22 protein-coding genes are annotated in these 23,477 nt (G+C 70.7%); 6 read left to right on the top strand and 16 right to left on the bottom strand.

Annotated features, from left to right (window positions below; genetic code table 11):
- Nucleotides 1-88: 88 nt before the first annotated feature.
- The 5 genes from ACFYY6_RS24870 to ACFYY6_RS24890 all read right to left on the bottom strand — a co-directional run bounded on the left by ACFYY6_RS24870 (nt 89) and on the right by ACFYY6_RS24890 (nt 4,887).
- On the bottom strand, nt 89-1,462 hold the full coding sequence (locus tag ACFYY6_RS24870) for a dicarboxylate/amino acid:cation symporter (protein ID WP_389195231.1): 1,374 nt from the start codon (nt 1,460-1,462) through the stop codon (nt 89-91).
- 555 nt (nt 1,463-2,017) lie between these two features.
- The gene (locus ACFYY6_RS24875; RefSeq protein WP_386606682.1) at nt 2,018-2,314 is read right to left on the bottom strand and encodes a DUF4229 domain-containing protein; all 297 of its coding nucleotides are present in this window, start codon (nt 2,312-2,314) and stop codon (nt 2,018-2,020) included.
- A gap of 145 nt (nt 2,315-2,459) precedes the next feature.
- Nucleotides 2,460-2,984, bottom strand: a complete 525-nt coding sequence (locus ACFYY6_RS24880; RefSeq protein WP_351519645.1) for a GNAT family N-acetyltransferase — start codon at nt 2,982-2,984, stop codon at nt 2,460-2,462.
- A gap of 148 nt (nt 2,985-3,132) precedes the next feature.
- Complete coding sequence (gene mqnE, locus ACFYY6_RS24885) at nt 3,133-4,296, bottom strand: aminofutalosine synthase MqnE (RefSeq protein ID WP_351519643.1); 1,164 nt, start codon at nt 4,294-4,296, stop codon at nt 3,133-3,135.
- Between the two features lie 135 nt (nt 4,297-4,431).
- Nucleotides 4,432-4,887 (bottom strand): Lrp/AsnC family transcriptional regulator, encoded by a 456-nt coding sequence (locus tag ACFYY6_RS24890; protein WP_073787137.1) that lies wholly within the window; start codon nt 4,885-4,887, stop codon nt 4,432-4,434.
- A 132-nt stretch (nt 4,888-5,019) separates the two neighbouring features.
- On the opposite strand from ACFYY6_RS24890, the gene ACFYY6_RS24895 reads away from it, so the two are divergent.
- Nucleotides 5,020-5,154 carry a hypothetical protein gene (locus ACFYY6_RS24895; protein WP_351519641.1) on the top strand — a complete coding sequence of 45 codons (135 nt, stop codon included), beginning with the start codon at nt 5,020-5,022 and terminating at the stop codon, nt 5,152-5,154.
- A gap of 52 nt (nt 5,155-5,206) precedes the next feature.
- On the opposite strand, the gene ACFYY6_RS24900 is transcribed toward ACFYY6_RS24895, so the two are convergent.
- A complete protein-coding gene (locus ACFYY6_RS24900) occupies nt 5,207-5,884 on the bottom strand; it encodes a UbiX family flavin prenyltransferase (RefSeq protein ID WP_360114371.1) in 678 nt (225 codons plus the stop codon).
- 141 nt (nt 5,885-6,025) lie between these two features.
- Between ACFYY6_RS24900 and ACFYY6_RS24905 the strand changes: the two genes are divergently transcribed.
- Nucleotides 6,026-6,691 (top strand): rhomboid family intramembrane serine protease, encoded by a 666-nt coding sequence (locus tag ACFYY6_RS24905; RefSeq protein WP_389195234.1) that lies wholly within the window; start codon nt 6,026-6,028, stop codon nt 6,689-6,691.
- 208 nt (nt 6,692-6,899) lie between these two features.
- Here ACFYY6_RS24905 and mqnP read toward each other — a convergent pair whose 3' ends face one another.
- Nucleotides 6,900-7,820: a menaquinone biosynthesis prenyltransferase MqnP gene (gene mqnP / locus ACFYY6_RS24910; protein ID WP_351519637.1), complete on the bottom strand. Its 921-nt coding sequence runs from the start codon at nt 7,818-7,820 to the stop codon at nt 6,900-6,902.
- Nucleotides 7,817-9,274 (bottom strand): menaquinone biosynthesis decarboxylase, encoded by a 1,458-nt coding sequence (locus tag ACFYY6_RS24915; RefSeq protein ID WP_351519635.1) that lies wholly within the window; start codon nt 9,272-9,274, stop codon nt 7,817-7,819. Before ACFYY6_RS24915 ends, mqnP begins: the two co-directional genes overlap by 4 nt.
- A gap of 176 nt (nt 9,275-9,450) precedes the next feature.
- On the opposite strand from ACFYY6_RS24915, the gene ACFYY6_RS24920 reads away from it, so the two are divergent.
- The 3 genes from ACFYY6_RS24920 (at nt 9,451) to ACFYY6_RS24930 (ending at nt 13,890) form a co-directional block, all read left to right on the top strand.
- Nucleotides 9,451-9,855 carry a PLD nuclease N-terminal domain-containing protein gene (locus ACFYY6_RS24920; RefSeq protein ID WP_351519633.1) on the top strand — a complete coding sequence of 135 codons (405 nt, stop codon included), beginning with the start codon at nt 9,451-9,453 and terminating at the stop codon, nt 9,853-9,855.
- A 281-nt stretch (nt 9,856-10,136) separates the two neighbouring features.
- Nucleotides 10,137-12,326 (top strand): hypothetical protein, encoded by a 2,190-nt coding sequence (locus tag ACFYY6_RS24925; protein WP_351519631.1) that lies wholly within the window; start codon nt 10,137-10,139, stop codon nt 12,324-12,326.
- On the top strand, nt 12,319-13,890 hold the full coding sequence (locus ACFYY6_RS24930; protein WP_351519629.1) for a hypothetical protein: 1,572 nt from the start codon (nt 12,319-12,321) through the stop codon (nt 13,888-13,890). Before ACFYY6_RS24925 ends, ACFYY6_RS24930 begins: the two co-directional genes overlap by 8 nt.
- Before the next feature lie 60 nt (nt 13,891-13,950).
- Here ACFYY6_RS24930 and ACFYY6_RS24935 read toward each other — a convergent pair whose 3' ends face one another.
- The 8 genes from ACFYY6_RS24935 to hemL all read right to left on the bottom strand — a co-directional run bounded on the left by ACFYY6_RS24935 (nt 13,951) and on the right by hemL (nt 22,526).
- Nucleotides 13,951-14,475, bottom strand: a complete 525-nt coding sequence (locus tag ACFYY6_RS24935) for an SRPBCC domain-containing protein (protein WP_351519627.1) — start codon at nt 14,473-14,475, stop codon at nt 13,951-13,953.
- Between the two features lie 122 nt (nt 14,476-14,597).
- The gene (gene ccsB, locus ACFYY6_RS24940) at nt 14,598-15,692 is read right to left on the bottom strand and encodes a c-type cytochrome biogenesis protein CcsB (RefSeq protein WP_351519625.1); all 1,095 of its coding nucleotides are present in this window, start codon (nt 15,690-15,692) and stop codon (nt 14,598-14,600) included.
- Nucleotides 15,689-17,488 carry a cytochrome c biogenesis protein ResB gene (locus ACFYY6_RS24945; protein ID WP_351519623.1) on the bottom strand — a complete coding sequence of 600 codons (1,800 nt, stop codon included), beginning with the start codon at nt 17,486-17,488 and terminating at the stop codon, nt 15,689-15,691. Before ACFYY6_RS24945 ends, ccsB begins: the two co-directional genes overlap by 4 nt.
- Nucleotides 17,489-17,494: 6 nt before the next feature.
- On the bottom strand, nt 17,495-18,217 hold the full coding sequence (locus ACFYY6_RS24950) for a cytochrome c biogenesis CcdA family protein (protein WP_386606967.1): 723 nt from the start codon (nt 18,215-18,217) through the stop codon (nt 17,495-17,497).
- Between the two features lie 46 nt (nt 18,218-18,263).
- The gene (locus ACFYY6_RS24955; RefSeq protein WP_351519619.1) at nt 18,264-18,875 is read right to left on the bottom strand and encodes a TlpA disulfide reductase family protein; all 612 of its coding nucleotides are present in this window, start codon (nt 18,873-18,875) and stop codon (nt 18,264-18,266) included.
- Between the two features lie 67 nt (nt 18,876-18,942).
- Entirely contained in the window at nt 18,943-20,184 is a 1,242-nt protein-coding gene (locus ACFYY6_RS24960; RefSeq protein WP_389195237.1) for a hypothetical protein, read from the bottom strand.
- 336 nt (nt 20,185-20,520) lie between these two features.
- On the bottom strand, nt 20,521-21,222 hold the full coding sequence (locus ACFYY6_RS24965; RefSeq protein ID WP_351519615.1) for a histidine phosphatase family protein: 702 nt from the start codon (nt 21,220-21,222) through the stop codon (nt 20,521-20,523).
- Nucleotides 21,219-22,526 (bottom strand): glutamate-1-semialdehyde 2,1-aminomutase, encoded by a 1,308-nt coding sequence (hemL, locus tag ACFYY6_RS24970; protein WP_073787166.1) that lies wholly within the window; start codon nt 22,524-22,526, stop codon nt 21,219-21,221. Before hemL ends, ACFYY6_RS24965 begins: the two co-directional genes overlap by 4 nt.
- Nucleotides 22,527-22,828: 302 nt before the next feature.
- Between hemL and ACFYY6_RS24975 the strand changes: the two genes are divergently transcribed.
- Entirely contained in the window at nt 22,829-23,419 is a 591-nt protein-coding gene (locus ACFYY6_RS24975; RefSeq protein WP_351519613.1) for a hypothetical protein, read from the top strand.
- Nucleotides 23,420-23,477: the final 58 nt, after the last annotated feature.

Consider the following 23,477-nt stretch of genomic DNA (forward strand, 5'->3'; position numbering starts at 1 on the left):
GCCCCAAAACGGGCCGTGGGCCCCTCCCCCGACCGGGGGAGGGGCCCGCGGCCCGCAGGAGGGCCCACGCGCGGCGGGCCGCCGTCGGCTATGCGGTGACCGGCACGCGCCGCGGCTCGGCGTCACGCGCCTCGGAGTCACCGGAGCCGTCGGAGCCGTCGACCGGGGAGGACGAAGCCGTGGCGTACGCCTCGTGGTCGAGGATCTTCTCGCGCGCCGAGACGATCACCGGGACCAGCGCCTGACCGGCCACGTTCGTGGCCGTCCGCATCATGTCCAGGATCGGGTCGATCGCCATGAGCAGACCGACGCCCTCCAGCGGGAGGCCCAGCGTCGACAGCGTCAGGGTCAGCATGACCGTCGCGCCGGTGAGACCGGCGGTGGCCGCCGAACCGATCACCGAGACGAACGCGATCAGGACGTAGTCACCGACGTTCAGCTGCACGTCGAAGATCTGCGCGATGAAGATCGCCGCGAGCGCGGGGTAGATCGCGGCGCAGCCGTCCATCTTGGTGGTCGCGCCGAACGGGACCGAGAAGGACGCGTACTCCTTCGGGACGCCGAGGCGCTCGGTGACCTTCTGGGTGACCGGCATCGTGCCGACCGAGGAGCGGGAGACGAAGGCCAGCTGGATCGCCGGCCAGGCGCCCTTGAAGAACTGGATCGGGCTGAGCTTGGCGACCGTGGCGAGCAGCAGCGGGTACACCCCGAACAGCACCAGGGCGCAGCCGATGTAGACATCGGCGGTGAACGTCGCGTACTTGCCGATCAGGTCCCAGCCGTAGTCGGCGATCGCGTAGCCGATGAGGCCGACGGTGCCGATCGGGGCCAGCCGGATGACCCACCACAGCGCCTTCTGGAGGAGTTCCAGGACGGACTCGCTGAGCGTGAGGATCGGCTGGGCCTTCTCACCGAGCTTGAGCGCGGCGATACCGGCGACGGCGGCCATGAACACGATCTGGAGCACGTTCAGTTCGGTGAACGGGGTGATCACGTCGTTCGGGATGATGCCGGTGAGGAAGTCGAGCCAGGACCCGGCGTGCTGCGGCAGCTTGCCGTCCTTCGGCGTGAGGCCGGTCCCGGCACCCGGGTTGGTCACCAGGCCGATCGCGAGACCGATGGCGACCGCGATCAGCGAGGTGATCATGAACCAGAGCAGGGTGCGGGTGGCCAGCCGGGCGGCGTTGTTGACCTTGCGCAGGTTGGTGATCGACACCAGGATCGCGAAGAACACGAGCGGTGCGACAGCCAGCTTCAGCAGCTGGACGAAGATGTGGCCGACCTTGTCGAGCGTGGTGTGGAGCCAGTCGATGTCGTAGCTGCGGGCGATCCACCCGAGGACGACACCGAGGACGAGACCGGCGACTATCTGGGCCCAGAACGGGACCTTGGGTATGCGGGAGCCGGAACCGGAGCCTGACGGGCTGTCGGTGGCGGCGGTGGACGCGGGGGTCGCGGACACGGACACACTCCAGATGTGACGCATCGGGGCGCACGAGGACGCCGTGCGGGAGGACGTTGTACGGGGACGGGGGTGTTGCGGCGCCCGCGTCGGGGCGGCGCCGCTGCATGGTGCCGGTTCGAACGCTGTTCAGAGGCCGCGACGGACCGCGTTCATGCGCGGCCGACAGACCGCGGACATGCAGCGGCAGAGATCGACATGCAGGCGCGCCACGAGCGGGACGCTCGCGGCTTCGTGAGGGCGCACAGCTGTCTTCATGCCAATCACGTTAACACTTGAACTTTGAGGACCTCAAAGGTCTTCTTTGGGTGCGGGCACGGGAGCGGGGTCCCACCCGCGCACGCGAACACCCGGCGCACGCAGGCGGGAACGACGGAACCCCGGTGCCGGAGCAACTGCTCCGGCACCGGGGTTCCGTAAAAGGTGTGAGGAACCTTACGCGGCCCGCGCGGACGGACTCACGCCGCTCCAAGCGCATCGTCACGGCCCCGGCCCTCGCGGGCGGACGTGGTCCACGCGGCACTCGTCACGGTCCCGCGGTCCTCACCGCGGCTCTCACGGGGCGACGTGGTCCTCGCGGGTGCGGTTCTCCTCGAGGCGCTGCTTGGCCCGCTCGATCCTGGGCGCGATCTGGGCGGACATCTCGTCACGCTGCTTGCGCAGCAGCACGTAGCTGAGCGGCGCGGACAGGACCAGCGCGAGGAGGATCACCCAGAAGAAGTTGGAGTCGCGCGCCCCGGAGGGAACCAGGCCGAAGTGGACGGCCACGGCTGCGACGACGAAGCAGCCGACGAAGATGCTGAGGCGCATCACGGTGTACCGAATGGTCGCGCTCGGCCTGGCAGCGGACACAGTTGGCCCCTTTCTCGACGTACGACGGTCCTGCAATCCTGCCCGACCAGTGAAGCATGCCCCGGAATCGAGCACTTCGGAGGGCCGCGCCAAAAGGGGCGGGGCCCCGTTCCGAGGCCGCGCGGGGCGGCGCGGCCCGCATCCTTCAGGCCAGCGGCAGCAGCATGAAGATCTCGTCGCGGTCGTCCCCGTCGGCGACCCGGATCGCGTCCGGCACCCGTCCGACCTCCTTGTATCCACAGGAGGCGTAGAACCGGTCGACGCCGGTGCCGCCGCGGCAGGTGAGCCGTATCGCCTCGATCCCCGCCGTCCCGCGGGCGGCCTCGGCCGCGGCGTCCATCAGGTCGCGCCCGTACCCCTTGCCCTGGTGACGCGGGTGGACCATCACCGTGTAGAGCCAGAGCCAGTGCTCCATCAGGCGGTGGGTGTTGAGCGACAGGAAGGCCGTGGCGGCCACGGCACCGCCCTCGTCGCGGCCGACCAGCAGCCGGGTGCGCCCCTCGGCCGCCGCGGCGAGGTGCTTGGCCAGCTCCGGCCGGATATCGGCGGCGGAGACGGGAGGCACGAAGCCCACCGCACCGCCCGCGTTGGAGACGTCGGTCCAGAGCTCGGTGATGCCGTCCCGCAGAGTGCCGTCGACCTGGGGATCCAGCACGAAGGTAAGTGCCATGAGCGAAGACTAGTCATTACGTCGCGCCGGCCTCAAACCGCGTCTGCGCGCGACGGCCCCGCCCGGTGCGCGAGAGAGCCCCGGCCGGTCGGCCGGGGCTCTCGCACCGCTCATCGGAACTGGTGCGCCGGAAGGGGCACCGGGGCCGTCAGACGCGCATCGGCTGCGGCGACTCGCGCCGCTCGGCGTCCGGGCCCGGGTACTCGCGGATGATCTCGTACCGGGTATTGCGCTCGACGGGCCGGAAGCCCGCGTCGCGGATCAGGTCGAGCAGGTCCTCGCGGCTGAGCTTGTTCGGGGTTCCGTAGTTGTCCGCATCGTGCGTGATCTTGTACTCGACGACCGAGCCGTCCATGTCGTCCGCGCCGTGCTGGAGCGCGAGCTGGGCGGTCTGCACGCCGTGCATCACCCAGAAGACCTTGACGTGCGGAACGTTGTCGAACAGGAGCCGCGAGACCGCGAAGGTCTTCAGCGCCTCGGCACCGGTCGCCATCGTTGTGCGCGCCTGGAGCTTGTTGCGGATCTTGCCGTCCTTCATGTCCACGAAGTCGTGCTGGTAGCGCAGCGGGATGAAGACCTGGAAGCCGCCGGTCTCGTCCTGGAGCTCACGCAGCCGCAGCACGTGGTCGACGCGGTGCCGGGGCTCCTCGATGTGCCCGTAGAGCATGGTCGCCGGGGTCTTGAGCCCCTTCTCGTGCGCCAGGCGGTGGATGCGCGACCAGTCCTCCCAGTGGGTGTCGTGGTCCACGATGTGCTGCCGGACCTCCCAGTCGAAGATCTCCGCGCCACCGCCGGTCAGCGACTCCAGACCGGCCTCGATCAGCTCGTCGAGGATCTCGGAGGCGGAGAGCTTGGAGATGGTCTCGAAGTGGTGGATCTCGGTGGCGGTGAACGCCTTGAGGGAGACCTGCGGCAGGGCCTCCTTCAGTGCGCCGAGCGAGCGCGGGTAGTAGCGCCACGGCAGGGTGGGGTGCAGCCCGTTGACGATGTGCAGCTCGGTGAGGTTCTCGCCCTCCATCGCCTTCGCGAGCCGGACCGCCTCCTCGATACGCATGGTGTACGCGTCCTTCTCGCCCGGCTTGCGCTGGAACGAGCAGTAGGCGCACGAGGCCGTGCACACATTGGTCATGTTCAGGTGCCGGTTGACGTTGAAGTGGACCACGTCACCGTTCTTGCGGGTGCGCACCTCGTGGGCGAGGCCGCCGAGCCAGGCCAGGTCGTCCGACTCGTAGAGGGCGATGCCGTCCTCACGGGTCAGCCGCTCCCCCGCGCGGACCTTCTCCTCCAGTTCGCGCTTGAGCCCGACGTCCATGCGGCTGCCTCCCAGTTGTCGACGTGCTGTGCCTGTTCCCGGCGACACCGGGAACCCCTCCCCGGCGGCACCGGGGCCTTCCCGGCGGTACCGGGCGAACCCCCCGGGCGCCCGGGGGGTTCCACCACGTTACGCCTACACCTCTTCGGGGAGCTCCCCGACCCGGTTCTCCCACTTGGTGGAGAGCACGATCGTGGTACGGGTGCGCGAGACACCCTTCGTGCCGCTGAGCCGGCGGATGGTCCGCTCCAGCCCGTCCACGTCACCGACCCGCACCTTGAGCATGTACGAGTCGTCGCCCGCGATGAACCACGCGTCCTCGATCTCCGCGAGGTCCTTCAGCCGGCGCGCCACGTCCTCGTGATCGGCCGCGTCGGAGAGCGAGATGCCGATCAGGGCCGTGACACCGAGCCCCAGGGCCGCGGCGTCGACGGTGGCGCGGTACCCGGTGATGACCCCGGCGGATTCCAGCCGGTTGATGCGGTCGGTGACGCTGGGCCCGGAGAGCCCCACCAGCCGCCCCAGCTCGGCGTACGAGGCCCTGCCGTTCTCCCTCAGTGCCTGGATGAGCTGCCTGTCCACCGCGTCCATGTGACTGAAACCTTCCATTGTTCAGCAGTATCGCGAGTTTACGTGTAGAATCTAAGGCATGCAGGCTTCATCGCCTGCAAAACTTCTCGTACATCCAAAAAACGCTTTCGAATCTTCAGGAGTGAGAACACCGTGTACTCGATCGAGATGGCCTACGCCCGTATGCGCGAGCTGCAGGACCTGGCCAACCGCTCGCGTGCCCACCAACCCGCCGCCGCGCGTCGCATCGACCGCGCCCGTATCGCGCGCGCCCCGAAGAAGCGCTGACCACGGGCCCGACGGCCCCGTACTCGCACTCGCCGGGCTCCGCGGGCCGGTCCTACACGCCGCGGGAGCCACCACCGAGTTCTCCCTCCCACCGGCGGTACAGGTCGTGCGGCACCCCCGCCGCGTCCAGTACCCGCCCCGCGACGAAGTCCACCAGATCCTGGATGTGCGTCGCCCCCGCGTAGAAGCCCGGAGAGGCGGGCAGCACCACGGCGCCCGCCTCGTCCAGGCTCACCAGGTGCTTCAGCGTCTGCCCGTTCAACGGGGTCTCCCGCACGGCGACGACCAGCTTGCGCCGCTCCTTGAGCGTCACGCTCGCGGCCCGCTGGAGCAGATCCTTCGACAGCCCGAGCGCCACCCCGGCCACGCACGCCGTCGAGGCCGGCACGATGAGCATCCCCTTCGCCGGGTACGACCCCGAGGACGGCCCCGCGCCGAGGTCACCGGCCGCCCAGTGCCGTACCCGCTCGATCTCCGCCTCGCCCACGTCGAAGGTGTGCGGCTTCCCGTCCGCCCCGCGGGCCAGCCAGGTCCGCAGATCCTCGCGCCAGTGCGCGTCGCGGAACGCGATCCCGGTCTCGTCCAGCAGCGTCAGCCGCGACGCCCGGCTCACCACCAGATCCACGTTCTCGCCCGCGGCCAGCAGACCGCGCAGCACGGCGGCGGCGAAAGGAGTGCCCGAAGCGCCGGAAACCCCCACGATCCAAGGCTGCCGCCGCTGCTGACTCACTGAATTCCCGGATTCCACGCCCCCGAGCCTATCCGGCCGCACGACGCCGGAACCGAGCAAGGGGCGTCGGGCGTTCTGACTGGCGGAAGACGGCTGAAGGACGGACCGAATCAGCGACGACACCGGACGCAGGGGACCACGATGACCGCATGGCCGAATCGCAGTGCCGGCCCGGGCCGGACGCCGACGTGGGGCCGGGCCGACCGGGCGAAGGCCGCGGCCAAGCTGATGCTGGGGTGGGTGGCGCTCCTCTGGGTGCTCGAAGCCGTCGACGTGTCGACGGGCCACGCGCTGGACACGTACGGGATCGAGCCACGCCGGCCCGCCGAACTGCTGGACATCGTGCCCGCGGCCTTCATCCACTTCGGCTTCGGCCACGTCGCGTCCAACACCGTGCCGCTGCTGGTCTTCGGCTTCCTGGCCGCACTGGGCGGCATCCGCCGTTTCGCGGCCGTCGCCGCGCTGATCATCGTGGTGGACGGCCTCGGCGTCTGGCTGGTCTCCCCCGCCCACTCCAACACGGCGGGCGCCTCCGGGCTCGTCTTCGGCCTCTTCGGCTATCTGCTGGTCCGCGGCTTCGTCGACCGCAGACCGCTCGACATCGGGATCGGCCTGCTGATCGGCGCGATATGGGGCTCGTCGATCCTGCTGGGGATATCCCCCACCAACACCTCGGTCAGCTGGCAGGGCCACCTGTTCGGGCTGGCGGCGGGCGTGGTGGCGGCGTTCGTCTTCCGCCGCCGCGCCGGCCGCACCGCCGGTACCGGCCGCGGGGGCGACCCGACGGCCACCCCGTTCCTGCCCTGACCGGGGACCGGGCCCGAGGCCCCGACCGGGGGGCGCGCCCGCGCGCGCCCGGCCAGTGACGCGAGGAGGCCCGCTGCCGCGCGCCGCGGCCCTTTCGAGCCGCGGCGGCGGGAAGCACGGACGTGTCGGTCCTCGGCGCACCGACCGGGGGGACGGCCCGGCGCTCCGCTCCGTACCCGACCGTGTCCCGACCCGCTCGGCGCCCCGCCTACACCGTCAGGCCGCGCACCACCAGGTCCAGCAGGGCGCACACGAACAGCGCTATTCCGATGAAGCCGTTGACGGAGAAGAACGCCCGGTTCAGCCGGGACAGGTCGTGCGGACGCACCACCCGGTGCTCGTACACGAAGGCGACGGCGACGACCGCCATGCCGATCCAGTACAGCACCCCCGCCTCGGTGGCCAGGCCGAACCAGACCAGCAGCACCGTCGTCACCACGTGGGAGACCCGCGCCCCCCACAGCGCCGCCGGGATCCCGAACCGGGCCGGCACCGACCGCACCCCGTGCGCCCGGTCCGCCTGCACGTCCTGGCAGGCGAAGATCAGGTCGAAACCGCCGATCCAGATCCCGACCGCGAGACCGAGGATCACCGCCTCCCACGACCAGCTTCCGGTCACCGCCAGCCAGGCGCCGATCGGTCCTATGGCCTGCGCGATGCCGAGGATGGCGTGCGGGTAGGTGGTGAACCGCTTGCCGTACGGGTACACCACCATCGGCACGACGGCCACCGGCGCCAGCGCCAGGCAGAGCGGGTTCAGCAGGGCGGCGGCGCCCAGGAAGACCACGAGGGCGACGAGTGCCCCCGTCCACGCCGAGCGCACGGACACCGCGCCGGTGACCAGTTCCCGGTTCGCGGTGCGCGGATTGCGGGCGTCGATCTCCCGGTCGATGATCCGGTTGCAGGCCATGGCGAACGTCCGCAGCCCCACCATCGCGACGGTGACGAGCAGCAGCTCGACCCAGTGGACCGTCCTGTCGGCCCGGAACATCGCGGTCAGCGCGGCGATGTACGCGAAGGGCAGCGCGAAGACCGAGTGCTCGATCATCACGAGCCGCAGGAACGCCTTGACCTTGCTGTTGTTCGGCCGTACGGGCTCCGAGCCCAGTGCTGCGTCGGCGGCGCTCACAGTCCGTATTCCTTCCACCGGCGGTCGACCTTCGCCGCCGTCCCGGGGTCCGACTCGACCATCTCCGGCCAGCCCCCGTCCCGGGTGTATCCCTCCTCGGGCCACTTCCGGGTCGCGTCGATGCCCGCCTTGCCACCCCAGAACTGCTGGTAGGAGGCGTGGTCGAGGTGGTCGACCGGCCCCTCGGTGACGGTCAGGTCGCGCGCGTAGTCCGTGTTGCCCAGCGCCCGCCACGCCACCTCGTGCAGATCATGGACGTCGCAGTCGGAGTCCACGACCACGATCAGCTTGGTCAGCGACATCATGTGCGCCCCCCAGATGGCGCTCATCACCTTCTGGGCGTGCTTCGGGTACTTCTTGTCGATCGAGACGATCGCGCAGTTGTGGAACCCGCCCGCCTCCGGCAGGTGGTAGTCCACGATGTCCGGCACGATGATCTTGAGGAGCGGCAGGAAGAACCGCTCGGTGGCCCGCCCCAGCGGCCCGTCCTCGGTCGGCGGCCGGCCCACCACGATCGACTGGAGCAGCGGACGCGCCCGCATGGTCACGCAGTCGATGGTCAGCGCGGGGAACGGCTCCTGCGGGGTGTAGAAGCCGGTGTGGTCGCCGAACGGCCCCTCGGGCAGCATCTTCCCGGGCTCCAGCCAGCCCTCCAGGACGACCTCCGCCTGCGCCGGGACCTGGAGCGGCACGGTCTTGCAGTCGACCATCTCGATCCGCTTGCCCTGGAGGAACCCGGCGAAGAGGTACTCGTCGATGTCCCCCGGCAGCGGGGCGGTGGAGGCGTACGTCACCGCGGGCGGCGCCCCGAACGCGATCGCGACCGGCAGCCGCTCCCCGCGCCGGGCGGCGACCTGGTAGTGGTTGCGGCTGTCCTTGTGGATCTGCCAGTGCATCCCGATGGTGCGCCGGTCGTGCCGCTGGAGCCGGTAGAGGCCCAGGTTCCGGACGCCGCTCTCCGGGTCCTTGGTGTGGGTGAGCCCCAGGTTGAAGAACGAGCCGCCGTCCCCGGGCCAGGTGAAGAGCGCGGGCAACCGGTCCAGGTCCACGTCGTCGCCGGTCAGCACCACTTCCTGGACCGGGGCGCTCTCCGCCTTCACCTTCTTCGGCGGCAGGTGCACCATCGAGCCGAGCTTCCCGAACGCCTCGCGCACCCCGACGAAGCCGTGCGGCAGCTCCGGCTTGAGCAGTCCGCCGATCTTGTCGCCGATGTCCGCGTACGACTTCAGCCCGAGCGCCTTGAGCAGCCGCCGGTCGGTCCCGAAGACGTTCATGGCCAGGGGCATCGAGGACCCCTTGACGTTCTCGAAGAGCAGGGCCGGACCGCCGGCCTTGTTCACCCGGTCGACGATCTCGCCGACCTCCAGGTAGGGGTCGACCTCGGCCTTGATGCGCTTGAGGTCGCCCTCGCGCTCCAGCGCCCGGAGCAGGGAACGAAGATCGTCATAAGCCATGCCGTCCAGTTTGTCATCACCGCGGCCGACCACCGGGGGTGGCCCGGTTCCCGGCGGGCGCGCGGCGCCCGGTGGGGATGCCCGGCTCCACGCCGGGCTGTCGGCGGCACCGGTTACCCTGGGCCCACACCGGGGCGGACAAGCCCCGCCAACTCTCCTCAGGGGGACCTTCCGCCATGTTCCGGGCCTTGATGTATCTCCTGCCTCTGGCTCTGACGATCTACGCGTTCATCGACTGCCTGAACACCCCCGAGGACGAGGCCAAGCATCTGCCGAAGATCGCCTGGATCTTCATCATCCTGCTGTTCTGGATCGTGGGCCCGATCGTGTGGCTGGCCGCGGGCAAGATGCGTGCGGTGCCCGCCGGGGGCCGCACGCCGTCCGAATGGCACCGCAACCACCGCACGCAGTGGGTGGCCCCGGACGACAATCCGGAGTTCCTGAAGACGCTGCGCGAGGAGAACAAGAAGGACGAGTCGCTCCTCAAGGACTGGGAGGCGGATCTGCGCCGCCGCGAGGAGGAGCTGAAGCGCCGCGAGAACGAGACCGGGCCCGAGGGTTCGACGCCGCCCGCGTCCTGACCGCGCAGGGACCGCCGCCCGCGGTCCGACCGACCATGACGGCCACCGTGTGCCACCCGGCACGCGGTGGCCGTCGCCGTTCCGTCCGCCAGGGCCCCAGGGCCCCAGGGCCCCAGGGCCCATGCCCGGCCCCTTCGCGCGCCCGGCCCCTTCACGTGCCGGTCACTTCGCACACCGGACTCGCCGATCCTTCGAAAATTCTCTCCTCGCCCCAACACCCTCCCGATACCCTGTTGTTGACGGTGTGACAGATCGGAGCGGGCGACGGCGCTGGGGGTGCTGTGGACAGAGAGCTGTACGGACGTGAGGCGCTCCTCGGCGCCGACGGACTCGCCGCGCGCCTGACCGGTCTCGCCCCGTACGGCTCCGCCCGGGTCGCCTACGAGCACCGCGACGATCCACCGGTCGCCGTGCTCACCGGCGGGCGCGGCATGGGCAAGACGGCCGTACTGAAGCAGTTGCGCAGGCTGTACCGGGAGATCACCCCGGTCGCCCTGGTCGACTGCGAGGCGGTCGTGCCGCCCGCGGACCCGGGGCCGGGCTGGACCCCGGTCACCGGTGCGCTGCCGGAGCTCGCCGCCCAGTTGACGGCGCGGGTGCGGGCCGCGCGGCCGGTGCCGTTCCCCCGGCTGAGCCTGGGGCTGGTGGCGGTCGCCTCGATCTCCTGGACGCGGGAGGACGAGACACGGGCGCAGCGGGACCTCCAGGCGCTGGGCCCGGTGCTGGCGACCGTCGACACCCGGGGCGACGCGGCGACGGGCTGGGTGACCAAGGTGCTGACGAAGCTGGCCGCCGGCGCCTTCGACGCCGTGGCCCCGCTGGCCGGGCTGGTCGCGGAGGCCACGGTCGAGACGGTGCTGGAGGAGTCGTTCGGCCGGTTCCAGCGGCGCACCGCGGACTGGTACGGGAGTTATCCGCACGCGGGCGGCAACGGCCGGATCGGGCTGCGGCAACTGGCGGTCGACTTCGAACGCGGCGGTGATCTGCGCCGCCGGGCCGAGGACCATCTGGTGCTGGCGCTGGTCACGGATCTGGTCCGGGCGTACGAGGGCCTGGCGCGCGGCGCCAGGCGGGGGCGTCCGGTGCTGCTGCTGGACAACGCGCACACCGAGCTGGGCCGCCGGCTGGTCGAGCCGCTGCTGCGGCGGCGGGCCGCCGGGGTGCGGGACCGGATCGCCGTGTTCGCCACCTCCCGGACCCACGACCACGAGGGGCTGAGCCATGCGACGCGCAGGCGGCTGCCCGAGGTGGCACACGGTTCGCACTGGGCGCGCGGTTCGGAGGTGACCTCGGGGATCCTGGCCGTGGAGCTGACGGCGCTGGCCCCGGCGGACGTGCAGGCGGCGTTCGACCGGCAGGATCCGGCGGGCCGCGCCCCGGCCGGGCTGGCGCGCGGGGTGCACCGGCTGACGCGCGGGCGCCCGCTGGGCGTGGCGCTGCTGGCGCAGGCGACGGGCGAGGCACTGGCGCGGGCGGCGGCGGGGGCGGGAACGGGGCGGCCGGACCGGGCCGCGGGTGCGGACCTGGTGCCGGGGGCGCTGCTGGACCACACCGTGGAACTGCGCGAGGACCGGCCCCCGGTGCGGGTGGCGGACGAACTGCTGGCGCGGCTGGTGCCCGGACAGCAGCTCGACATGCTGTGCGTGCTGGCCGCCGCGCACGGCGAGGAGTCGGCGCGGCTGCTGGCCACGGCCCGGCTGCGCGACCGGTCGCTGGAGGGCGACGTGGCGTTGCGGGTGCGTGACGCGCTGCGGGCGCAGGGCTGGCCGGTCGGCCCCGAGTTCTTCGTCTCCGATCCGCTGCTGCGGGCGCTGCTGCTGCACCGGCTGCGCTTCCAGGACGACGACCATCCGTACTACGCGGTGTGGCGCGCGGTGCACGAGACGCTGCGTACGGCCTACGCGCCCGGGGGCCGGCTGCCGAGCGTCCGGCACCGGCTGCACCAGGAGCTGGTGCTGGGCAGGACCAGGGACTGTGTGACGCATCTGCGGGAGCGGTTCGCCGACGCGGAGGTGACGGACTGGCTCGACTCACTGCGGTTCATCGCCTCGGCCTCGGCGCCGTACCTGCGGACGCCCGGCCGTCCCGGTCCCGACCCGCGGCGGGCGGTGGCCCTCGGCCGGGAGGCGACCGACACGCTGCCGGACGGGGAGACGGGGCTCGCGGGGCTGGGCGAGCGGGCCGTGGAGCTCCAGTTGCGGCTGCGCAGGCTGCTGCACGCGGTGTGGCTGCTGTCCGATCCGCTGGTCCTGCCGGACGACGAGGTGGTCGAGAAGATGGCGCACGAACTGCGGCAGCTGTCCGGCGTCCATCCGTCGGGCAACAGCGTGCTGTGGGACGCGGCGACGCACTGGCCCCGGGACATCAGGGCCTGGCGGCCGTTGTCCATGCCGCCGGGGGCGACGGGCGGAGCGGGCGGCAGGACGGGCACGAGCGGCACGCGACGCGGGGAGGGTGGCTCGGATGCGTAATCCACTGCGGTACCGCCTCTGGTACACGGCGCGGCAGAAGGTCGTCACCTCGGTGGTGGCGGGCGCCCTGGTCGTCACGTCGGGCTGGTACGGCATCGGCCGGCTCACCGCCCCCGAGAACCGCGCCTGCGTGCCGGGCGTCGAGCGCCCGCCGGGCAGCGACGAGTGCGTGGGGGTCTCCGGTGACGGCTACGACTTCGGACGGCCGAAGCTCACCGAGGTCGCCAGGGCCATCGCCCGGGAGAACGCCACGCTGAAGCCCGGCCGGTACGCGACGGTCGCCCTGCTGCTGCCGCTCACGTCGAAGGACGAGGCGATGCAGACGAAGATGCAGCGCGAGCTGCAGGGCGCCTTCGCCGCGCAGTACCGGGCCAACCACCTGTCGAACGGCCAGGTGCCGGGGATCCGGCTGGTGCTCGCCAACACCGGGAACAACAACCTGCTGTGGCGGCCGACGGTGGAGCGGCTGAAGGCGATGACCGGGGCGCCGGACCACCTGCGCGCCGTGTCGGGGGTGGCGACCAGCAGCACCCAGGTCAGGAACGCGGTCAAGGAGCTGACCGCCGCGCACATCGCGGTCGTCGGCACCACGATCACCGCGGACGACATCGCCAACGGTCCGGACGGCGACCCGTTCCCGGGCCTGGCGCGGGTCTCGCCGACCAACCGCGACGAGGCGCGGGCGCTGGCGCACTTCGGGCAGGTGAAGGCCGACAAGGCGCTGCTGGTGCAGGACACCCGGACCGGGGACCACTACACGGACACGCTGCGGGCGGCGTTCACCTCGCTGGTGAAGGGCACCCGCTACGAGCCGCAGCTGTTCACCTCGCGCAGCGACCCGAACGACGAGGGCACCACGGCCAACACGTTCCAGCAGATCACGCACCTGATCTGCGACACGGACGCGGACACGGTGTTCTTCGCCGGACGCCACACCCAGCTGCGGCAGTTCATCAACGCGCTCGGGTCCCGGGGCTGCCAGAGGCGCCCGTTCACGATCCTGACCGGCGACGAGGGCTCGTACCTCGGCAGCGACAAGAAGCTCGACCGGGGCGCGCTGCGCCGCGGGGTGACGGTGCGCTACGCGTCCCTGGCGCATCCGGACACCTGGACGACCACGGAGCAGAAGGGAAAGGGGAAGTCGCCGACGGGCGGCTCCCCGGCGGACTACCGGAGCTTCCTGGACCTGCTGGCCGCGGTGGCGCGCAGGCCCGTGGGCCCGATCGGGCCGACCGGGCACCAGGACCTGACGGACGGGCAGGTCATCGTCGCGTACGACGCGCTGTCGCTGGCGGTGCGCGGCATCCGGCAGGCGACCCCGGAGGGCAAGCTGCTGCCCCGGCCCGCAGACGTGGGCGAGCAGTGGCCGCGGGTGAAGGGGTCGTTGCGGGTGCCGGGGGCCGGCGGCTGGATCTGCCTGGACAACCACGGGAACCCGTACAACAAGGCGGTGCCGGTGGTGGAGCTGGCGCCGGAGGACGCCCGTCAGCGGTTCGTGGCGATCGCCTGGCCGGAGCGGACGCCTCCGGGCCCGAGCTGCCTGCCTCCGTCCTCGGGGCCGTGAGCCCGTACGGGCGTACGCCGCGTCGGGCCCGCACGACGCGGCCCCGCCGCCCACGCCCCCTCACTCCCTGGCCGCGTACTCCTCGCGCAGTCCGGCCCAGCGCACCGGTGTCCATCTCGACCAGTCGGCGGGGCAGCCGTCCAGCGCGTCCACGAGGTAGCGGAAGTGGTCGTGCCAGCCGGCGAGGCAGTCCAGGCGCAGCGCGTCGTCGCCCCGGATCTCGTTGGTGAAGCGCAGCAGCACATGGTCGCCGCGCGGCGGTTCCAGGTGGAAGCGGATGCGGCCGTGTGGTCCTTCGAGGGTGTATTCGGCGACCCGCTCGACGTCCCAGGCGGTGACGGTGCCCGAGGCGACGGTGGCGTTCCCGTCGGGGCCGGTGTTCAGCCAGCGCAGCGTGATCGCCCCGCCGACACGTGGTTCGAACGTGTCGGCGGCGGCCAGCCAGCCGGGCAGCCCCTCGGCGCTGGCGACGGCCGTCCACACCTTGGGGACGGGGTGGGGCAGCCGCAGCAGGAAATGCAGGACGTGCCGATCGCCGTGGGTCTCGCTGGTGCCGTGCTCGATGACGGGGGTCGCATCGGTCATGGCTCCAGCGTGGCCCGAGGACGCGCGATCCGCACCCGTGCACGAACGAGGACCGGCCCCTGTCGTTCCCGTGCGGGGGGACGACAGGGGCCGGTCCTCGGACGCTCGCGCGGGTGCGGTCGTCAGACGCCCGCGTAGGAGTGCTTGCCGTTGACGAAGATGTTCACGCCGTAGTAGTTGAACAGCCAGCAGCCGAAGGCGAGGAGTGCCAGGTAGGCGGCCTTGCGGCCCTTCCACCCGGCCGTGGCGCGGGCGTGCAGGTAGCTGGCGTACGCGACCCAGGTGATGAAGGACCAGACCTCCTTGGGGTCCCAGCCCCAGTAGCGGCCCCACGCGTCACCGGCCCAGATGGCGCCCGCGATGATCGTGAACGTCCACAGCGGAAACACCGCGGCGTTGATGCGGTACGAGAACTTGTCGAGCGAACCGGCGGCCGGCAGCCGGGAGAGCACGGACCGGGCGAAGGCCCCCGGCTTCCCGCCGGCCGCCAGCTTGGCCTCGTAGCTGTCGCGGAAGAGGTAGAGCAGGGTGGCGACCGCGCCGATGTAGAAGACGGCACCGCAGAGGATGGCGGTGGAGACGTGGATCCACAGCCAGTACGAGTGCAGCGCGGGCACCAGCTGGTCGCTGGCCGTGTAGAGCAGCGTGGTCGCGACGCCGAGGTCCAGCAGGACGGTGGTGACCAGGAGCAGCCCCATCCAGCGGACGTTCTTCCCCAGCGCGAGGAGGACCAGGTACGTGCCGACCGCCACCGTGGAGAAGGTGATGGAGAACTCGTACATGTTGCCCCAGGGGGCGCGCTGCACGGACATCGCGCGGGCGACGACGCCGCCCGCCTGGACGAGGAAGGCGACGACGGTCAGGGAGATCGCAACGCGCCCGTACAGGTCGCCCTTGAACGTGCCGCCGGCCGCGCCGGGTCCGTCCGGGACGTCCCGGGAGCCCGCGGCGGCACGCGTGACGATCTTCGGGCGGTCGAGCACGGCGGTGCCGCCGCCCTGCTGGGCGACCCGCGCCCCCGTCGCGGCACCGGCGCCCTCGGCCGCGGCCTCCGTCCCGGTCAGGGCGGCGGCGGTGCGGCCGACCTTGCTGCGGCTGCCGAACACCCATTCCGCGATGTGCGCGAAGAAGGCCAGGGTGTAGACGGCCATCGACGAATAGATCAGCACATTGCTGGTGTTCGCCAGGCTCTCGTTGGTTGCGGCGGCGAGATTCACTTCCCAGCCCCTTCGGCAGGTTCTTCGGAGGATTCTTCGACGGAGTCGGGGCCCGGCCCGCCGGGCCGCCCCTCGTCCGTGTCCGGGTCGGGCGCGTCGCCGTCGGAACCGGTGGGCGCCGGGTCGGGCGCGGTGGGCGCCCGGTCGTGGAGCGTGAGGGCGAGATCGGCCAGTTCCTCGGGGAGCCTGGCGGACTCGCTGCGGCCGAGGCCGCCCATCTCGACGACGGTGACACCGTCGGCGCCGCGCACGGCCCGCACCCAGACCCGTCGCCGCTGGATGAACAGCGAGGCGGCGAGCCCGGCGATCGCGGCGGCCGAACCGCCGAGGGCCCAGCCGCTGGCGGGCTGCTCGGAGATCTGGAAGCTGGCCCACTCCTCGACGCCCACGAAGGTGATCGAGGCCTTGCCGTCGGGCAGCTTCATCGTGTCGCCGACCGCGAGGAGCTGCTTGAGGTCGCCGTTCTCGCCGTCCTTGAACGGCTTCATCTTCTTCTTGTCCAGCTGGTACACGTTCTGCGCCAGTCCGGAGTCGGTTCCGAGGTAGCCGTGGTAGGCGTTGAGCGCGAGCACGGGCATGTCCGCCGCCGGGAACTGGGAGAACATCGTGCCCTTGCCGCTACCCGCGAAGGTCGGCACGAAGAACGCCTGGAAGCCCAGCTGGGTCTTCTTGCCGCTCTTGTCCCGGTAGCCGTCCAGCACCTTGATCGCGCCGGTCGAGGTGATGTTGTTGTCCCTCGGCAGCAGCGGCACGGCGTTCCGGTAGACCTCCTTGCCGGAGGCGTCCTTGACGGAGACGACCGGCGCGTAGCCGTGCGCGTTCAGATAGACCTTGGTGCCGTCGACGACGAGCGGCTCGTTGACCCTGATGACGGTCTTCCGCGGCTTGCCGTACGCGCCCTTCTCGTACGTCACACGGGCCTCGAAGGTCCGAGCCGTACCCTTCTGCGGGCCGCTGCGCTCGTACGTGCCGACGAAGTCGTCGAGCTTGAAGCTGAACGGGGCGAGCCCGTCGTAGTCGAACAACGACCCGGACTTGAAGTCGTCGTACTGGGTCAGCGTGTTGGAGAAGCCGTCGCCCTCGACGATCAGCTTGGCGCCCTCGGACTTGAAGAGCTGGCCGTAGCCGAACGCCACCAGCATCACGATCAGGGAGACGTGGAAGAGCAGGTTCCCGGCCTCGCGCAGGTACCCCTTCTCCGCGGCGACCGCCTCCCCCACCACGTGGGCCCGGAAGCGGCGCCCGCGCAGCGTGGCGAGCGCGGCCTCGCGGACCTGCTCGGGCTCGGCCTCGGTGCGCCAGGTGGTGTACGCGGGCAGCCGGGTCAGGCGCTTGGGGGCGCCCGGCGGACGGCTGCGCAGCTGGCCGATGAACTGGCCGGTGCGCGGCACGATGCAGCCGATGAGCGAGATGAACAGCAGGATGTAGATCGCGGAGAACCACACCGAGCTGTAGACGTCGAAGAACTGGAGCTTCTCGTAGATCGGCGTGAGGGTGGTGTGGGCCTCCTTGAAGGCCTGCACCTTCAGTTCGTCCACGCTGTTCTGCGGGATCAGCGAGCCGGGGACGGCGCCGAGCGACAGCAGGAAGAGCAGGATCAGCGCGACCCGCATGGAGGTGAGCTGGCGCCAGAACCAGCGGGCCCAGCCGATGGCGCCCATGGCCGGCAGAGCTGCCGCGCTCTCCTCCCGGGGTGCGGTGGAGAGCCGGGAGCCGGCCGCGCCGAGTCCGGAGGCGTTCTCGTCGCGCCCCTTCTCCTCGTGCTCGTTGCTCGCGTCGGTCTTGGTCTTGCTCATGGAACCTCAGATCCCCACCGTGAAGCCGTCGGACCAGCCCTGCATCACCTGCATCAGGTCGGCCCACAGACCGGTCAGCAGGAGCAGACCGGTCACGATCATCATCGCGCCGCCGATCCGCATGACCCATGCGTAGTGGCGCTTGACCCAGCCGAACGCGCCGAGCGCCTTGCGGAAGGCGACCGCGGCGAGCACGAAGGGCACGCCCAGCCCCAGGCAGTACGCGACGGTCAGGAGCGCCCCGCGTCCGGCGGTGCCCTGGTCCATCGCGAGGATGCTCACCGAGCTGAGCGTGGGCCCGAGACAGGGCGTCCAGCCGATCCCGAAGAGGGCGCCCAGCAGGGGCGCCCCGGCCAGTCCGCTCACCGGCCGTCTGTGGATACGGAACTCGCGCTGGGTCATCCAGGGCATCAGTCCCATGAAGAAGATCCCCATCAGGATCATCAGCACGCCGAGGATCTTGGAGAGGACCTCGCTGTACTCCTGGAGGGTCTGGCCGAAGAAGCCGAAGAGCGCGCCGCCGGAGACGAACACGGCGGTGAAGCCGAGCACGAACAGCGAGGCGCCCGCGACCATGCGGCCCCGCCTGGCCTGAGCCAGGTCGGTGCCGCTGACGCCGGTGACGTACGAGAGGTAGCCGGGGACCAGGGGCAGGACGCACGGCGAGAAGAACGAGACGAGCCCGCCGAGCACCGCGATGGGCAGGGCGACGATCAGCGCCCCGCTCATCACGGTCTCGTTCTGCGCCGGAAGCGCGGCGAGGGTGAGCACGGAGTCACTTCTCCGCGATCAGCGGGTCGATCATCTCGTGCAGCTTCTCGGCGTCGAGCGCGACCAGGGAGCGGGCGGCGATCCTCCCGTCCCGGTCCAGGACCACGGTCGAGGGGATGGCCTGCGGATTCAGCGTGCCCTTGGGGAAGCGGAGCATCAGCTTGCCGGTCGGGTCGAAGAAGCTCGGGTACGGGACGCCGTAGTCCTTCTCGAAGCTCACCGCAGGGCCCTTCTGCGCGTCCCGCGTGTTGATCCCGACGAACTCGACGCCCTTGTCCTTCGTCTCCTTCGCCACCCGGGAGAAGTACTGGGCCTCCAGCCGGCAGGGACCGCACCAGGAGCCCCATACGTTCAGCACGACGACCTTGCCCTTGAAGTCGGCGACGTCGAGCTGCTTGCCGTCGAGGGTCTCCCCGTCGAGCTTCGGGGCGGGCTTGCGGTCCCCCTTGTCGACGGTGGAGATCCCGCCGCTGCCCGTGACGAAGTTCGTGCTGCCCCCACCGCCGACCTTTTCGTCGTTCCCACCGCACGCGGTCAGCGTGAGCGCGAGTGCGACAGCCGCCGCGGGGACGGCGAGCAGGGTGAAGCGGCGTCGAGGTGCCCGGCCATAGCTCATGTGAAAAGTTTCGCATGGCGGTTCCGGCGATCTCGGGCACCCCCCTCGGTGCCCGTAACGCCCCTTGTCAGGCTTGTTTAAAGAAGGCGTTCCAGCCGCCTTCGGGCGCCTGTCCGACACCCAGTGTGCGGAGCTTGTCGAGCACGGCCGGGGTCTGTACGTCGAGCCAGTCGACGAACTGCTTGAAGGAGACCAGCCGCACATCCGGCTTGTCGGCGATCTTCTTGAGCGTTTCCTCGACCGCGTCCATGTAGATGCCGCCGTTCCACTCCTCGAAGTGGTTTCCGATGTAGAACGGAGCGCGATTGGTCGTGTACGCGCGGTCGAATCCCGAGAGATAAGACCCGGTGGCCTGCTTGCGCCATCCCGGATAACGGGACGGCATCCCCTTGGTCGAATTCTGCGACTGGTTGGCGAGGATGTTGTAGTCCATCGAGAGGACCTCGAAGCTGTGCCCGGGGAAGGGCATGGCCTGGAGCGGCAGGTCCCAGACGCCCTGCCGCTTCTGCGGCCACACCTGCGTCCCGCCGGGGGAGCTGGCGTCGTAGCGCCATCCGAGCTTCTTGGCCGTGGGCAGCAGGTTGTCCTGACCGAGCAGACAGGGGGTGCGACCGCCGACCAGTTCCTTCCGGTAGTCGAAGGGCAGCGGATCGAGATCGGTCCAGCCGGTATTGGTGCGCCATTCGGTGACGAAGGAGATCGCCTGATCGATTTCGCTCTGCCACTGGGCGGAGGTCCAGTTCGCGACCGATCCGGAACCGCCACAGAAATGCCCGTTGAAATGGGTGCCTACCTCATGTCCGTCGAGCCACGCCTGACGGACGTACTTCATCGTCTCCTTGATGTGGTCATCGGTGAGATAACCGATGTCGGAGGCGCCGACCGGGTTGTTGGGCGGCCGGTACTTGGACTTCTTCGACTCGGGCAGCAGATAGAGACCGGAGAGGAAGAAGGTCATCGCCGCGTCATGCTTCTTGGCGAGTTCCAGAAAACGCGGGAAGAGACCGTTGCCGACCTCTCCCGCCCCGTCCCAGGAAAAGATCACGAACTGCGGCGGCGTCTGTCCGGGTTCGAGCGGGACCGGCGCCGGGGGCTGGTGCGGCTGCTTGCCGGTGTCCGCGGTGGAACCGTCCCCGATCAGCCGGACGTCCTTCTTCGCGGGACCGGTCCCCCGCCCCCGCCCGTCGGTGCTCTTCCCCTCCGTGGCCCCGGCCCGCTCCGTCCCGGAGGAACTGCATCCCGCCAGACCGATGGCGGCCGCGGCCCCAAGTCCGGCTCCGAGCAAACCCCTTCGGCTGATCTCGCGCATGCGTTCCCCATCTGCGGTCGTTTTGCCTCAAGTCCATACAAACTGGCGAAGGCTTAGATGATGAAAACAACACGAGGGTTCCGCGATTTAGCACAAAGTTCTTTGCGGCACCAGAGAACGAAGGTGATCGAACATACAACCCATGAGCTGCCCCGTCATCCGTGACGGATCAGCACGTGACGTGGCGTCAGATGCGGTGCGTCGCAGGACGGAGAAGCGCCCGCGTACGGCAGGGCGCAGCGCGGGCATCGTCGAACGGGACGGGGCGGGCACCGGACCCACCGGTCCAGCACTCGCCCCGTCCACGCCGTCCCGAGCTCGCGCCCGGACGCCGGCTCAGGCGCCGAACGCCTTCGGCCTCCCCTTCACCGGCTTCGCACCGGCCCGCAGATGCGGCGGCACCAGGTCCCGGGCCGGCTCGCTGTACCCGACCGACACGATCTTGTCGCCCTGGTAGGTGAAGCTGGTCAGCGACGCGAGCGTGCACTGACGCCTGCGCGGGTCGTGCCACAGCCGCCGCCGCTCCACGAAGCTCCGCACGATCCAGATCGGCAGCTGGTGGCTGACGCACACCGCCTCGTGGCCGCGCGCCGCGTCCCGGGCGGCGTCCAGGGCGCGCATCATCCGTACGACCTGTTCGATGTACGGCTCGCCCCAGGACGGCCGGAACGGGTTCGTCAGGTGCTTCCAGTTGTCCGGCTTGCGCAGCGCCCCGTCGCCGACTCCGAAGGTCTTGCCCTCGAAGACGTTGGCGGCCTCGATGAGCCGCTCGTCGGTGGCGATCTCCAGACCGTGCGACGCGGCGATCGGCGCGGCCGTCTCCTGGGCGCGCTCCAGCGGGGAGGCGACGACGTGGGTGATGTCGCGGCCCTTCAGGTGCCCGGCGACCCGGTCGGCCATCTCCCGGCCCAGCTCGGAGAGGTGGTAGCCGGGGCGGCGCCCGTAGAGCACGCCCTCCGGGTTGTGCACCTCGCCGTGCCGCATCAGGTGGACGACGGTGATGTCCTTGCCGCCCTCGCGGCTCGCGTTCTCGCTCATGCCGTGGCCTCCGATGCCGCGCGGGCGGCGGCGGGCAGGGCGGCGGCGATGCGCTCGACGGCCCGTGTGTCGTGGGCGGTCGAGACGAACCAGGACTCGAAGGCGGACGGCGGCAGGTAGACGCCCTGCGACAGCAGCGAGTGGAAGAAGGCGGTGAAGCGGAAAGCTTCCTGCCGCTTCGCGTCCTCGTAGTTCCGCACCGGCTGGTCGGTGAAGAAGACGGAGAACATGTTGCTCGCGGACTGCACGGTGTGCGCCACGCCCTCCTTGGTCAGCGCGTCGCCGACCAGACCGCGGATCTCCGCGGAGACCGCGTCCACCTTCGCGTACGCCGCGTCGTCGAGCAGCCGCAGCTGGGCGAGCCCGGCGGCGGTGGCGATCGGGTTCCCGGAGAGGGTGCCCGCCTGGTAGACGGGCCCGGCGGGGGCGAGGTACGCCATCACGTCCGCCCGGCCGCCGAAGGCCGCGGCCGGGAATCCGCCGCCCATCACCTTGCCGAAGGTCATCAGGTCGGGGCGCACCCCGTCGACCCCGAACCAGCCCGCCTTCGAGGTACGGAACCCGGTCATGACCTCGTCGGAGATGTAGAGGGCGCCGTCGGCGGCGCAGATCTCCTTGAGCCCGGCGTTGAAGCCGTCCACCGGCGGCACGACGCCCATGTTGCCCGGCGACGCCTCGGTGATCACGCAGGCGATCTCGCCGGGGTGCGCGGCGAACGCGGCCCGCACGGCGTCCAGGTCGTTGTACGGCAGCACGATCGTGTCGCCCGCCTGCGCGCCGGTGACCCCCGGGGTGTCCGGAAGCCCGAAGGTCGCGACCCCGGAACCGGCGGCGGCGAGCAGAGCGTCGACGTGGCCGTGGTAGCAGCCCGCGAACTTCACCACCTTGGCGCGGCCGGTGAAGCCGCGGGCGAGACGGATCGCGGACATGGTCGCCTCGGTGCCGGAGGACACCAGCCGCACCTGCTCCACGGGCTCGACCCGGGCCACGATCTCCTCGGCGAGCGCGACCTCTCCCTCACCGGGCGTCCCGAACGAGGTGCCGCGCGCGACGGCCTCCTGCACCGCGGCGATCACCTCGGGGTGGGAATGGCCGAGAATCATCGGCCCCCACGAGCACACGAGGTCGACGTACTCACGACCATCGGCATCGGTGAGGTACGGACCGGTACCGGACACCATGAAGCGGGGCGTACCGCCCACGGCCCGGAAGGCCCGCACGGGAGAGTTCACGCCACCGGGCGTCACGAGAGACGCGCGGTCGAAGAGCGTCTGGGAAACGGGGGCTTGATATGAATACGCCACTTTGGTCCTGATCTGCGATTCGAGGGTCGGTGGGCCGGGCCGGAAATCCTGACCGCGGCGAGCGGGGAACGTGTTCTCCTCGTGTGAACGTGTTCTCCTCGTGTGAGGGAAGGGCTCAGCCCCCTCGCGTCTGCGAGACTGGGGCGTGATGGGGGAAGCTCACACAAGCCATGGTGTCAGAGGCACGCACGGTCTTGCGGGACAGGTGTTTCACCACACGCCCGCGGGGGAGGTCACTGGCACGATGATCGGGTTGCACGGCGGGGGCCGTGTCTCCTAAGTAGTAGTCGGGTGGATGAGATATGCATCGCGGTGGCGGAGTGGGCGAAGGGACCGACGGCCTGGGGCCCGAGCCTGCCCGACGGGGTCGGCACCGGCGTGATGGGGAGCGCCGCCGGAGCGCGCGGCCCGGTGGTGCACAGGGCGGCGGGGCCGGGAGCGGGAGTGGTGGCCGGGTGGGGGTGACGTACAAGTACTTCGGCGCCCCGGACGGGGCGACCGCGGCGCGCGTGCCCATTTCGATGCGCCCCGAGGAGCTCGGCGGCGACGAGCTGGGCATGGGCGGCATGTTCACCAAGATCAAGCCGGAGACGGTGGCGGCGATGGTCCTCACCGGCATCCAGGGCATACCCCTGCACCGGGTCCCGCCGCTGGAACTGGTCGTCCTCCACCCCGACTACGCGGTGGTCAAGCTCCCGATGACGGTCGTCGATCCGCTGCGCGGCGTCGGCGAGGAGTCCGTCGGCGCCGCGGCCTTCATCTGGTCCACGGTCCCCGATCGCGGCGGCCCGCGCGACGCGTTCAACGTCTATCGACTGCTGCACGAGTGGCAGGACTTCAGCCACCGCCTGCACGACGCCGGGCACCAGGCGTACTGCCTGGTGTGGCCCTGACCCGAGGCTTCTCCGACCCGAGGCTTCTCGGACCCGAGGCTTCTCGCTCACGCGGGGC

The sequence above is a fragment of the Streptomyces sp. NPDC001750 genome (assembly GCF_042892615.1).
GTDB lineage: Bacteria > Actinomycetota > Actinomycetes > Streptomycetales > Streptomycetaceae > Streptomyces.